10 protein-coding genes are annotated in these 12,290 nt (G+C 69.3%); 2 read left to right on the plus strand and 8 right to left on the minus strand.

Annotated features, from left to right (window positions below; all coding sequences use genetic code 11):
- The first annotated feature begins 62 nt into the window (after window positions 1–62).
- Window positions 63–1,115, plus strand: coding sequence for a LacI family DNA-binding transcriptional regulator (locus HOW07_RS01615; RefSeq protein ID WP_064293723.1), 1,053 nt, complete (start codon window positions 63–65; stop codon window positions 1,113–1,115).
- Between the two features lie 75 nt (window positions 1,116–1,190).
- On the opposite strand, the gene HOW07_RS01620 is transcribed toward HOW07_RS01615, so the two are convergent.
- From HOW07_RS01620 to HOW07_RS01650, 7 genes are all read right to left on the minus strand, one after another.
- A complete protein-coding gene (locus HOW07_RS01620; protein WP_175115903.1) occupies window positions 1,191–3,329 on the minus strand; it encodes an alpha-amylase family protein in 2,139 nt (712 codons plus the stop codon).
- Window positions 3,326–4,231 carry a carbohydrate ABC transporter permease gene (locus tag HOW07_RS01625; protein ID WP_079002422.1) on the minus strand — a complete coding sequence of 302 codons (906 nt, stop codon included), beginning with the start codon at window positions 4,229–4,231 and terminating at the stop codon, window positions 3,326–3,328. The genes HOW07_RS01620 and HOW07_RS01625 overlap by 4 nt, the downstream gene beginning before the upstream one ends.
- The gene (locus tag HOW07_RS01630) at window positions 4,228–5,193 is read right to left on the minus strand and encodes a carbohydrate ABC transporter permease (protein WP_217485073.1); all 966 of its coding nucleotides are present in this window, start codon (window positions 5,191–5,193) and stop codon (window positions 4,228–4,230) included. Before HOW07_RS01630 ends, HOW07_RS01625 begins: the two co-directional genes overlap by 4 nt.
- Complete coding sequence (locus HOW07_RS01635; protein ID WP_071259985.1) at window positions 5,193–6,497, minus strand: ABC transporter substrate-binding protein; 1,305 nt, start codon at window positions 6,495–6,497, stop codon at window positions 5,193–5,195. The genes HOW07_RS01630 and HOW07_RS01635 overlap by 1 nt, the downstream gene beginning before the upstream one ends.
- A gap of 75 nt (window positions 6,498–6,572) precedes the next feature.
- Window positions 6,573–7,502, minus strand: a complete 930-nt coding sequence (locus HOW07_RS01640; protein ID WP_175115904.1) for a D-2-hydroxyacid dehydrogenase — start codon at window positions 7,500–7,502, stop codon at window positions 6,573–6,575.
- On the minus strand, window positions 7,492–9,567 hold the full coding sequence (locus HOW07_RS01645) for a beta-galactosidase trimerization domain-containing protein (RefSeq protein ID WP_175115905.1): 2,076 nt from the start codon (window positions 9,565–9,567) through the stop codon (window positions 7,492–7,494). The genes HOW07_RS01640 and HOW07_RS01645 overlap by 11 nt, the downstream gene beginning before the upstream one ends.
- Window positions 9,564–10,448: an NAD(P)-dependent oxidoreductase gene (locus HOW07_RS01650; RefSeq protein ID WP_071259976.1), complete on the minus strand. Its 885-nt coding sequence runs from the start codon at window positions 10,446–10,448 to the stop codon at window positions 9,564–9,566. The genes HOW07_RS01645 and HOW07_RS01650 overlap by 4 nt, the downstream gene beginning before the upstream one ends.
- Window positions 10,449–10,593: 145 nt before the next feature.
- On the opposite strand from HOW07_RS01650, the gene HOW07_RS01655 reads away from it, so the two are divergent.
- Window positions 10,594–11,418, plus strand: coding sequence for a hydroxypyruvate isomerase family protein (locus tag HOW07_RS01655; RefSeq protein WP_175115906.1), 825 nt, complete (start codon window positions 10,594–10,596; stop codon window positions 11,416–11,418).
- Here HOW07_RS01655 and HOW07_RS01660 read toward each other — a convergent pair.
- Entirely contained in the window at window positions 11,388–12,290 is a 903-nt protein-coding gene (locus HOW07_RS01660; protein WP_371743547.1) for an amidohydrolase, read from the minus strand. The two genes, HOW07_RS01655 and HOW07_RS01660, sit on opposite strands and share 31 nt — an antisense overlap.

Consider the following 12,290-nt stretch of genomic DNA (forward strand, 5'->3'; position numbering starts at 1 on the left):
TCGCCGGTCCACGGGTTCGGGTGTCCGGCCCAATAGGCTGAGGGCGAAAGGACGACACGGCCATGACCTCACCTGCCGGGCGCCGGAGACACGGCCGCCCCACCATCTCCGATGTCGCCGCGCTCGCGGGCGTGTCGGCGGGAGCGGTCTCGAAGGTCTTCAACGGCACGGGTCGCATCTCGCCGCCGACCGCCGAGCGTGTCCGGGAGGCCGCGCGCAAACTCAACTGGACGCCGAACCCGGCTGCGATCGCTCTCCGGACCTCGCGCGCCCAGGCGATCGGGCTCGTTCTCACCAGTTCCTCCCCGGTTCCCGAGGTCGGTGCGGCCAATGTCGGACTCATCTCAGGGATCGAGTCCCTCCTCAGTCCCCGCGAGTACGGGCTCCTCCTGAACGTCTTCCTCACGGGACAGCACGACGAATCGGCGTTCTACCGGTCCCTCGCTGAGCGCCAGCGGATGGACGGCGTCATCCTCACCAACTCGGTGGTCGGCGACACCCGCTTCGACCTCATGCGCGACCTCGGTGTGCCCGCGGTGCTCGTCGGCACCCCGTGGAAGCCGGGCGTGGTCGACTACATCGACGCGGACCCGCCGAGCGCCGGCATCCCCGAGACGGTCGACCACCTCGTCGGTCTGGGCCACCGCGACGTCGCGTTCGTCAGCGGCCCCGCCGGGTTCGTGCTCCCGAACATCCGACGCGAGGCGTTCACCGCCCGGCTCGCCCATCACGGGCTCACCCCGCACTCCATCTCGAGCGTCGGCTATTCGCCGGCGGCCGCCGCCGAGGAGACGAGTCGGCTCCTCGACGGGGCGGCACCGCCGACGGCGATCCTCTACGGCACCGACACCATGGCGATCGCCGGGATGCGGACGATCCAGAGCCGTGGCCTGCGGGTCCCCGAGGACGTCTCGGTCGTCGGGTTCGAGGGGCTCGAGGTCGGCGAATGGGTCGACCCCCAGCTCACCACCGTCCAGCGGTTCGCGTTCCAGCGTGGGCGGGCGGCGGCGGCGAAGCTCCTCGGCCTCCTCGGTGAGACCATCGAGGAGGACGTACCGCTCGAGAAGCCGGTGCTCATCGTCCGTCAGTCCACCGCCCCGCCGCGCGGCCGCTGACGCGAGACCGGGACGCGTGGGGGTCGACACCGTGCGGTGCCGACCCCGATCAGCGGGCGTGAGCCCGCCACCCCCTCAGAAGCTCAGTCTGACCATCCCGAGCTCGCGGACGGTCGGGAGCTCCACGATGATCGTGCCGTCGGCCACGGCCACCGGAGCCGGCGTCCGCCGATCGTCGAGGACCACCTCCGCCATGAGCTCGGCCGGGACGACGGGACGCCCTGTGGCCTCCGCCAGTCGCGCGGCGTCGATCTGCACCCGGATGCCGGTGAGCTCGGTCACCGCACGTTGCTGGCCCCGCATCGCCAACGGGTCGGTGAGATTGGCGAATGCCAGCATGAACGCCGCTCCGTCCGTCCATACCGCCGCATCCAGGAGCCCCGGGCCGTCGATCCGGACCAGGTTCGATCCCCCGAGCGCGGCCTTGATCGTGTTGCCGAGCAGGGTGAGGTGATCACCGAGGAGTGTCTCGTGGTACAGCTCGGCGAGGTTGAAGCCGATGACCTGGACCGTCCCGGCGCCCGCCTGCACCGTCCCACCGTCGTCCGACGCCGCCAGCGACGCACGGAACACCGCGGGGTCCACGGCTTCACCTCGCGGGTAGACCTCCTCCATGGGGAGGTCGGGGTGATCGGGCACGAACCGCCAGTGCACGACGGCCTCGGTGGTCGGCGCGAAGCGGGCCAGACGGGTTCCACCGATGATGCGGTCCGCGCCGTCCAGACCGGCGGCGAGTGCGCCGTCGGACGCGCGTTGCACGTAGTTGTTCCGGACGACCCCGGCCGAACGGGCGGTCAGCGGTGCGCCCGTGAGCTCGGTCACGAGCGGTGTACCCCCGTCGATCAGGGGCCCGGCTCCGGTCACCACGAGCTCACCGCCACCCTCGACGAAGGCACGCAATGCGGCGGCGGACCGTTCGTCGATCTCGTCGATCTCCGGGAGGACGACCACCCTGGTCTCAGGCAGTCCGAGCCGATGCAGGCCACGGGGGCCGACGAACTCGAACGGCGTCCGCAGCTCGACGAGTGCTTGGTACATGCCGGAGGCGGCCCGTCGCGTCCGGGCGTCGGCGAAGGCGTTGTCCACGTCCCAGACGCACACTTCGGCGACCGGGCGCGACTGCTGCCAGATCGCACCGATCTCGCGATGCAGCGTGAACGCCCGCTCGACCGCCGGAATCCAGCGCGTGTCGTGGATCCGCGCGGCGAATTTCGTGAACCACGGGAACGCTCCGTGCACGAAGCCGTCGACGATCCAGCCCACGGTCTCCTGACCCGCGTTGACGGAGTCCTTCCAGCGGTAGCCGTGCGACTCGGGCCCGACGGAGGTGATGAGCCCCACCGGCTTGTCGGGGTGGATGGACCGGGTCCGCTTCGCGTCGCGTCCGGCCGCCCACTGGGTCTCCCCCTCGTTGCGCGCCTGGTGGTCCACGAGGAAGAACGGGACATGCAGGCGGGCGACGTCGTCGCGAAGCTCGCCCGCCGCGAACGAGCCGAGGTTGGGGATGAAGCGCACCTCAGGCTTCACGTCCTGGACCGCCGCGTCCCAGTGGGCGACCAGGTCGCTCAGCCGCTCCCGGCGCCATCCCCGGTAAGCCCGCCAGGACTCTCCGTCGACGGCGTCGCGTGAGGTCGGCAAGGCGAGCCCGGACGCCGCGCGGAAGAGTCGCTGCGCGGTCTCGGTGTACCCGGGTCCGTGACCCTGCCACCGGTTCGCGAACACCGCGTCGATGTCGTAGTCCGCGGTGACCTCGCGTGCGACCTCGGTCGTGAACTCCCAGTTGTAGTCGCCGAACGCGTCCGTCACGAAGGTGCCCGGGTGTGCCCAGTGCTCCTGCAGTGCCCCGTCCTCGGTCCGGGCGATCCACTCCGGATGGGCGTCACGGACGTCCCGATGGACGGCGTGCGGGTCGATCCGAGCCATGACGACCATGCCACGACTCCGTGCGAGATCGACGATCTCGCCGAGGAGATCGCGGTCACCGAGGTGCCGGCTGCGGTAGTGCAACGGGATCGAGGTCGGATAGAACGCGATGTACCCCCCGGCGCTGATGCAGATCGCGGTCGACGCGGTGCGGTCCAGGACGTCGGCCCACGCGTCGAGGTCGAAGTGGAGCGGGTCGTCCTCGACGAACGTCAGTTGTGTCCAGCGCTGGTCGCCGGAGAACCAGGCGATCGTGTCGGTTCCGGTCGTGAGCGGCTGTGTCGTCGTCATTTGATTCCCGTCGTGGCGATGCCCTTGATGATGTACTTCTGCGCGAAGAGGAAGAAGAGGAGGATCGGGACGAGCGAGATGAGCGACATCGCGAACATGATGCCGATCCCGCTCTGCGTCTCCGTGTCGACGAGCGACTTGAGCGCCACCGGCACGGTGTACAGCTTCGTCTTCGTCAGGTAGAGGAGCGGTCCGAAGTAGTCGTTCCACGTCCAGATGAAGGTGAAGATCGTCGTCGTGATGAGTGCCGGCTGCATGAGGGGCAGGATCACCGACCAGAAGATGCGGAACGGGCCGGCACCGTCGAGCATCGCCGCGTGGTCGAGTTCCCGCGGGATGGTGCGGATGAACTGCACCATGAGGAAGATGAACACCGCGTCGGTCGCGAGGAACTTCGGGATGAGCAGCGGGGCGTAGGTGTTGATCCACCCGAGCTCCGCGAACAGGATGTACTGCGGGATGATCAGCACATGGAACGGCAGCATCATCGTCATGAGGGTGAGGCCAAAGTACAGCTTGTTCGCTCGGAAGTTCAGTCGGGCGAGCGCGTACGCCGTCACGGAGCAGGAGAAGAGGTTCCCGACGATGGCCCCGACGGCGATGAGGCCGGAATTGAGGAGGAACGCTGTGAAGGGCGTCCCCAGGGAGTCCCATCCGTCCCGGTAGTTCGACAGCGTCACCTCGCTCGGGATGAGCCCCGTCTGCGACAGGATCAGGTTGCTCGGCTTGAAGGAACTCACCACCATCCACAGCAACGGATACAGCATCAGCAGCGCGAACACCACGAGGAGGATGTGGCGGACGATCCGTCGCGGTCGGCCGGCGTCCCGCTTGCGCCGGGTCGGCGTGGGATCGGGGTCGGCTGGCAGGGCGTCGAGGGTGGTACTGGTGATTGCCATCATTCGTCTCCGTAGTGCACCCAGCGGCGCGAAAGGATGAAGTTGCCCGCCGTGGCGATCGCAATGACGATCAGGAGGACCCAAGCCATGGCAGCGGCGTAGCCCATGTCGAAGTTCACGAAGCCCTCCTGGTAGATGTAGAGGGTGTAGAACAGCGTCGAGTCGAGAGGTCCACCCGTGCCGCCACTGACCACGTGTGCTTGGGTGAACGCCTGGAACGCGCTGATCATCTGCAGGATCAGGTTCAGGAAGATGATCGGCGTGAGCAGCGGGATGGTGATCGACCAGAAGCGTCGCACCCGGCCGGCACCGTCGACCTCGGCGGCCTCGAGGAGTTCGTCCGGGACCTGACGCAGCCCGGCCAGGAAGATCACCATCGGCGAGCCGAAGGTCCACACGTTGAGGATGATCAGCGTCCACGGAGCGGTCGCGGGGTTCTGCAACCAGCTGTCCGCCTCGATGCCGAAGAACCCGAGCACCGTGTTGATGAGCCCTGCGTCGCCGAACAGCTGGCGCCACAGGATCGCGATCGCGACGCTGCCACCGAGGAGCGAAGGCAGATAGAAGGCGCTCCGGTACAGGGAGAGCCCGCGGATCCCCTTGTCGAGGATGACCGCCAGGAAGAGCGCGAAGGCGAGTTGCAAGGGCACGGAGACGAGCACGTACAGGCCCGTCACCCGTGCTGACGCCCAGAACCGCTCGTCCCCCATCATGCGGGTGAAGTTGTCGAACCCGATGAACGACGGTGCGGTCAGGAGGTCGTAGTCGGTGAAGGCGAGGACGGCGGACGCGATCAGCGGTCCTGCCGTGACGGCGATCATCCCGAGCATCCATGGGAGGAGGAAGACGTGTGCGACCCAGCCCTGCCGCTGGTGGGAGGCCCGACGCCGCTTCCGTCCGGTCGTCGTCGTGGATTCGGCCGTCCCGGTCCGCGCCTCGGGCTCGCGTTTCATGGTGAGGGTCATCAGTCGCCCACCGAGGAGGAGACGGCCGAGACGAAGTTCGACGCGGCCTGTGAGACCGAGGTGTTCCCGAGGGTCACGCCCTCGAGTTCGCGGATCATCACGGTGCGCCATGAACCGGAGCCAGCGGGAGCCTCGTATCGGGGCCGCTGCTCCTTCGCCGCGATGTCGCGGGTGGTCGCGATCACCTTCTGCTCGTCCGGGGTGGCCGACGGCTCGTACTCGTCGAGGAGCGCCAGGCTCGGTGGCGCCCCGGCCGACAGCCCCACCAGCTTCAGCAGGTCGATCGAGTTGAGGTTGTAGCTCATCAGTGCTCCGGCCGCGTCGACGCGGTCGTCCTCGATCCCGGCGTACATCGCGAACCGGCTGAAGTAGGTGAAGTGGTACCCGGGCGTCGCATCGGCGAGTGCCGGGACGTCCCGCTGCCGGAACTCGTAGTCGGGGAACGCTGCGGCCTCGTCGACGATGTGGTTCGAGTTGGCGAAGGTGGCGAGGACCTTGGCGCCGGTGTCGGACCAGCCGGGCTCGATGCCGTCCTGCTCGCTGATGCTGGTGGTCGCGCCCGCCTTGCGGAGCTGCTCCCACCAGTCGATCCACGCGGCGACGCCGTCCTCGCTCGCGGCCAGTCTGCCGTCCTTCGACCACAGGTCCTCGCCACGCTGACGCAGGAACGACTCGAAGGGCATGTCGTGGTAGGCGCCGTAGGTGGTGCCCTTCCGGCCGGCGGCGTTGTTCTTCGAGTAGTCCGTGAGGAACTCGGCCAGGCTGTCCCAGGTGAGCGTCTCGGGGAGCGCGATGCCGTCCTCGTCCATGAAGGTCTGGTTGTATCGGAGGACCGGGGAGAACATCGACTTCGGCAAGGTGTTGAGCTCGCCGTCGATCCGGAACAGGTCGAGCTCCGCCTCGCTGAACGCCGAAAGGTCGAGGGTGCCGACGTCGTCGAGTGGCCGGTAGATCTTCGCGTCCCGGTAGGTCAACACCGCGGGCGAGGGGATCCAGAAGACGTCAGGAACGTCGCGCGCAGCCATCTGCGTGGTCATGCGCTCCTGGTAGGCGGTGTAGTCACCGAACTCGGGCTCGATCGTGACGTCGCTGTTCTGCTTGCTGAACAGGTCCATCCCGGCCAGATAGGCCTTCTGGCGTTCAGCGCCTCCCCACCAGGCGAACCGGATGGTGGTGGCACCGCCGGCTCCGGAACCGCCTCCGATGGAGCAGCCGGCGAGGGCGAACGCTCCGAGCGAGAGGGCGCCGACCCCGGCGTAGGTGAGGAATCGGCGTCGGCTGACGTCCTGCGGCATGTTCGACATGGTGTCCTTCTTTCGATACGGCGTTGTATGAGTGATGACGGTGGTGCGATGACGGCGTCCCCAGGACGCCGGTGTTCAGGCGAGGGAGTTCGGGTCGACGCGGTTGACGAGCGGCTCCTCGGTGACTCGACGTCGGAGGTTGTCGAGGAAGATCGCGGTTCCGCGATCGGCGGTGGCGGGCGTGGTGGCTCCGTTGTGCGGCGTCACCACCACGTCGTCGCGCGACCAGAACGGGGAGTCCGCCGGCAGCGGCTCGACCGTGTGCGCGTCGAGACCGGCTCCCGCGACGGCACCGGAGTCGAGGGCCGTCAGGAGGTCCGCGTCGACGACGATGCCCCCTCGGGAGACGACGACGACGGTGGCTCCCGGGCGGAGCGCAGACAGGACGCGGAGGTCGATCGCTCCGCGCGTCTCCACGGTGAGCGGGGCCGTCACGACCAGCACGTCGCACCGCCCGGCGAAGTCGAGGACCTCCTCCGGTCGGTACAGGCGATCGACGGCGGCCGGGGTGCGACCGACGTCACGACGGAGGCCGATGACGGTCATGTCGAAGGCGCTCGCGCGCGGCGCGAGGGCGGCGCCGATGTTGCCGAAGCCGTAGATGCCCATCGTCTTGCCGGCGAGCTCGCCGTGGACGAACCGGTCCCATCTGGCCCCGCGGGCGGCATCCGACCAGCGATGTCCGCCTCGGTCGAGCTGGAGGGCCAGCAACATCGCGTGCTCCGCGAGCGGAACCGCCCCGTTGCCCGCCGAGGACGTCACCGTGACGCCGCTCCCGCGGAGCACCGGTCCCACCTCGGACTCGACGCCGGCGGCCCAGGAGTGCACCCAGGCGAGCGCCGGCAGCCCGGGCAGCTCCTCGTCGCGCACCCGGCCTGCGATGATCGTGGTCGCGGGGTGGGCGGCCTCGTCGTCGAGGACGCGGACCTCGGGGAAGTCGCTGCGGATGCGCGAGCGCACGGCGTCCGCCTGGCCGCCGCGGATGAGGACCACCTCAGGCGTCATCCCGCTCACCTCCGTCCGGGACCACGACGACCGCTCCGTCCACGACCTCGACGATCTCGACGAGGAGATCGTCTCCGACCGTCGACACCGTGGCGTCGACGTCGCCGGCGGTCACATGGTAGACGCGGGTGCCGACGGCGTCGGCCGCCCTCCCGGGGAACCGCAAGCGGGTTCCACGGACCGGGACGGTGGGACCGAAGGAGTTCCGACGTTGACCGGAGTGGTTGAGCACGTGCACGACGAGACCCGCTCGGGAACGACCGACGGACACCTCCACGTGTTCGCTCGCCTCCACCCCCACCGTTCCATCCTCCCCGACAGCGTCGATCACGAGATCGGCGATCAAGTCACGGATGGCCGTGAGCCCGAGTTCGCGATACGCCGCGCCGACGGTCCACGGGACCTGCGTGGCCCGTCCACGACCGAGCGTGAACACCCCGCAGGCCGATACCGGTCCCACCACGTGACCGTGGGCCTTCTCGGGCGGTCCGTACGGTGCTCGCGGGACGAACTCGTGGCGCAGGCGGGCGTCGGAACGCCACGCCAGGGTGTGCAGCCGCCCACGCACGGGCACGAGGTCCGAGCCTTCGACCGACGGCCCACCGCCCCGTTGGACGTAGCTCGACTTGAGCGCCTCCGCGTCGTCTTCCAGCGACCGTTGCCGCGCTCCGGGGAGCCAGGCGACCACGGAGCCGTCCGCGTGGATGCCCGACCGCCCCGTCGCGACGACCCGCCCACCGGCGCGCACGAACGCCGCGAGAGCGGCGTCCTCCTCCGCGGTCGGCGCGATGAGATCCGGGAGGACCAGCACGCGGAAGCGTCCGAGGTCCACGACGGGCAGCGACTCCGCCGGCACGACGTCGACCGCGACGTGCCGCTCCAGCAGGGCGGAGAACAGGCCGCGGAACTCGGCGATCGACGAGTGATGCACCTCGGCGGGCGCCGCGAGCGGGTTCGGTCGGACGATACCCACGTCGGCCGCGGGCGCCAGTCCGGCGTACAGGTCGGCGTGATCCCGGTGGAAACGCGTCACGACCCCGGCCGGAGCGAGACAGGCGTAGTCGATGAGCCCGGCCGGCCCCATGATGTACGTCGACGGGTTCGCCCCGCGCGACACCGCCTGGAGGAGGTACTGCCCGAACATCTCCGGCTGTTCACTCGCCAGCCGGTACGGCATGTCGATGAAAGCCACGGCGTTCACCAGGACCGGTTTGCCCGGCTGCGCGACCCGGAACGCGCTCACCGACTCACTCGTCGCGTGTGGCCAGAGCGGGCGGCCGAGGGCGTTGTTCGCCTCGTGGAACAGGATGTCCGCCGAGCGGCCCAGGATGAGCCCGGCGTGGGGTGCTCGTTCGGCGATGTGCCCTCGGATGCGCGCCGTCAAGCGGTCGATGGTCGCCGCGGCGAACCGTTTCCACTCCAGGTAGCCGGGATCACCCGCGAACGACGGCAGCTGCTCGATCCCGGTCTCCCGGACGAAGGCCTCGGCGCAGGCGTCGCAGTGACAGACGCCGTGGACCCGTCCTCCGTAGTCGACCTCGTTGAACCCGAACCAGTTGAAGAAGAATCCGTCGACGGGATACGCGTCGAGGATCTCGTCGATGATGTCGAGCGACCGGTCCTGGTAGTACCCCGCGCTGGGGCAGACGCTCACCAGCCCCTCGTAGACCTGTCGTTCCCCACTCGGTGACCGGAAGCACCACTCGGGGTGCTCGTCGGCGACGCGCGCGGCGACCTTGGAGAAGTCCATGCGGGCGAGGAGTCGGACGCCACGACGATGCGCGGCTTCGATCGCGTCACCGACGAGGTCGCCCCCGGGGCGCTCCTCGAGCAGTGGGTTCCTCGACTGGAACGGCAGCGTCGACGGGAAGTGCGAGAGGATGCCTCCGACGTTGAGCAGCCAGACGCCGGCACCGTGCTCCTGGATGGCGTCCAGGACCGTCTCGACGTCGAGCAGCGCGTCGATCTCGCGCAGGTTCGTCTGGAACATGTCGAACGGCTCGTGCCACCAGCCCGGGCGGACGTCGGCGGTCTCGACGGCCGCGCGTGGTTCCGTGACGGTCATGCGCCTGCCCCGCCGTTCATCGAGCGGGCGAGCTCGACGAGCGCGGAATGGTCGGAACCGCCCTGGCCGCGGGCGACCACCGAGCGGAGCAGCTGTGCGACGAGTCCGGTCGCGGGAAGACCGACGCCGGCGGTTCGCGAAGCCACTTCGACGATCGCGAGGTCCTTCGCGTGGAGCTCGGACCGGAAGCCGGCGCGGAAGTCGTCCGCCAGGACCGAATCGGTCTTGCGTTCGAGGACGGTGCTGCCTCCGAGACCCTTGCGGATCACCGAGAGCGCCGTCTCCACGTCGACGCCCTGGGCCTCGAGGAAGACGACAGCCTCGGCGAGGGCCTGCAGATGGAGTGCGACGACCAACTGGTTGGCGGCCTTCACGACCTGGCCGCTACCGCTCGGGCCGACGTGCACCACCGAGGCGCCGAACGTCTCCAGGACGGACCGCCAACGCTCCAGGGTGGACGACTCACCACCGACCATCACGGAGAGGGTGCCCTCGCGCGCGCCTGCCTCACCACCGGACACCGGGGCGTCGAGCGCGCCGTGGCCCGCCTCGATGAAGGCGGTGGCCACATCACGAGCCGTCTCGGGTCGGATCGTCGAGAGGTCGATGTAGTCGGCCCCGTCGGCGAGGTGCGCGAGGATCCCGTCCGTGCCGAGCGCGACCGATTCGACGTCCGGCGAGTCCGGCAGCACCGTGATGACGAGTTCGGCACCGGTGACGGCCTCGGCGACGGAGTCGGCCACGCGGAGGCCGGCGTCCCGCGCGGCCGATCGGCTCGCATCGCCCCGGCTGAACCCCGTCACGTCGTGTCCGGCTGCGGCGAGGTGCTCCGCCATCGGGCGCCCCATCACGCCGAGTCCCACGAATCCGATGGTCGTCATCGTCTCTCTTCCTGTCGTTGTCGCCCGGTCGATCGAGCTATCGATATACCAAGACAAGAAGCGAGCTCCATCGCCCCGGCGTTGCGTTCGAGTATTTCGATATACCAAACTGGTGTCAAGCACCCCGATCGAAAAGGAACGAACAATGCAGTTCTCCGCAAACCTGTCCATCTTGTTCACCGAGGTGCCGTTCCTCGAGCGGTTCGCCGCTGCGAAGGCCGTCGGGTTCGTCGACGTCGAGTGCTGGTGGCCGTTCGCGACACCCGTCCCCGAGGAGGCGGAGCTCCAGGCCTTCCTCGCTGCGATCGAGCGGGCGGAGGTCTCGCTGCGGGCGATCAACCTGTACGCCGGCGACATGCCCGCCGGAGACCGCGGCGTGGTGTCGCACCCCGGGACCGAGCAGTTCGTCGCAGACACCGTCGACGTGGTGGCGACGATCGTCGAGGCGACCGGGTGTCGTGCGGTCAACGCGCTCTACGGCGTCCGGCCGGCAGGCGTCTCGCACGAGACCCAACTCGCCACCGCCGTCGCGAACCTGGCTCGTGTCGCCGAGCGCCTCGATCCGCTCGGCGTCCGGATCCTCGTCGAGCCGCTCACGAGGGGCGAGAACGGCGACTACCCGGTGACGACGATCGACGAGGCCCTGGAGGTGATCGATCGGGTCGACCACCCCGCCGTGCGTCTGCTCTTCGACGCCTACCACTTGCACAACAACGGCGCCGACGTGGTGCAGGACGTCGTGGCGTGGGCCGATCGCATCGGCCATGTCCAGATCGCGGACAGCCCGGGACGCGGCGAGCCCGGTTCCGGGACGATCGACTTCGACGCGTTCTTCACCGCGCTGGAGGTCAGCGGGTACGACGGGTTCGTCGGGTGCGAGTACCGACCGACGACCACGACAAGCGAGAGCCTGGCCTGGCTCACCGAGCTGCGCGGGGCTCAGGCCCCGGCGATGCGATCCGGGGCGTAGACGCGGTCCGCGGTGTCGTGGAAGATCGCCCGCTGCTGCGCCGCCGACAGTGACGCGGCGGCGCCGAGGTACGCGTCCAGGAGCCCCGCGTAGTCGGTGAACATCCCGTCGACCGGGAAGTTGCTGCCGAACATCACCCGATCGGCGCCGAAGAGCTCCACCAGCGTGAGCACGGGCTCACGCACGAGCTCGCTCGACCACGGGACCCCGGCGACGCAGAGCCCGGACGCCTTCACGACGACGTTCGCGTGCGCCGCGAGTCCGGCCATCGCCTCACGCCAGCCGGCCACCGTGGCCGGTTCGCGGTCGAGGAGGACGCCCGCGTGATTGACGACGATCAGTGTCTCGGGCACTTCGGCGGCGAGGTCCGCCGCCTCGTGGAGGTTCCACCAGGGCGTCTGGAGTTCGAAGTGGAGACCGTGCGTCGCGAGAGCCGCGTACCCGCGCCGCCACAGCGGGTCGCTCAGGAGCGTCCGACCACCGAGCCGCGCCTCGTCGGCGGTGGCCGGTCCCCCGGGCTTGTGACGCACACTGCGGACGATCGGCGAGGCCGCCTGGGCGGCGACGACCTCGGCGGCCGTCGGAGCGTCGAGCCACGCCTGCGCGGCCATCGCGCCCGGTACGCCGCCCTCGGCGGACAGCTCCTCGACGTAGCGCGTCTCGCCCAGCGGATCCGCCGGGTTCCATTCGGCCTCCATGTAGACGCTCGCGACGACGCCGAGACCGGCCGTGTCCTGCCGGTAGTCGGCGGGCAGGTAGCTCCGCTTGACGGCGCTGTAGTCGCCGTAGCGATGGGGGACGAGGACGTCGGGCAGCAGCCACGGGTACCGATTCCGCTCGAGGTCCCACACGTGGTGGTGCGCGTCGATCAC

The sequence above is a fragment of the Plantibacter sp. MCCC 1A11337 genome (assembly GCF_013349365.1).
GTDB lineage: Bacteria > Actinomycetota > Actinomycetes > Actinomycetales > Microbacteriaceae > Plantibacter > Plantibacter flavus_A.

Bases quoted from the DNA above. Each gene is read 5' to 3' on its own strand.
- HOW07_RS01615 (WP_064293723.1), top strand. From the start codon at position 63: ATGACCTCACCTGCCGGGCGCCGGAGACACGGCCGCCCCACCATCTCC.
- HOW07_RS01620 (WP_175115903.1), bottom strand. From the start codon at position 3,329: ATGACGACGACACAGCCGCTCACGACCGGAACCGACACGATCGCCTGG.
- HOW07_RS01625 (WP_079002422.1), bottom strand. From the start codon at position 4,231: ATGATGGCAATCACCAGTACCACCCTCGACGCCCTGCCAGCCGACCCC.
- HOW07_RS01630 (WP_217485073.1), bottom strand. From the start codon at position 5,193: ATGACCCTCACCATGAAACGCGAGCCCGAGGCGCGGACCGGGACGGCC.
- HOW07_RS01635 (WP_071259985.1), bottom strand. From the start codon at position 6,497: ATGTCGAACATGCCGCAGGACGTCAGCCGACGCCGATTCCTCACCTAC.
- HOW07_RS01640 (WP_175115904.1), bottom strand. From the start codon at position 7,502: ATGACGCCTGAGGTGGTCCTCATCCGCGGCGGCCAGGCGGACGCCGTG.
- HOW07_RS01645 (WP_175115905.1), bottom strand. From the start codon at position 9,567: ATGACCGTCACGGAACCACGCGCGGCCGTCGAGACCGCCGACGTCCGC.
- HOW07_RS01650 (WP_071259976.1), bottom strand. From the start codon at position 10,448: ATGACGACCATCGGATTCGTGGGACTCGGCGTGATGGGGCGCCCGATG.
- HOW07_RS01655 (WP_175115906.1), top strand. From the start codon at position 10,594: ATGCAGTTCTCCGCAAACCTGTCCATCTTGTTCACCGAGGTGCCGTTC.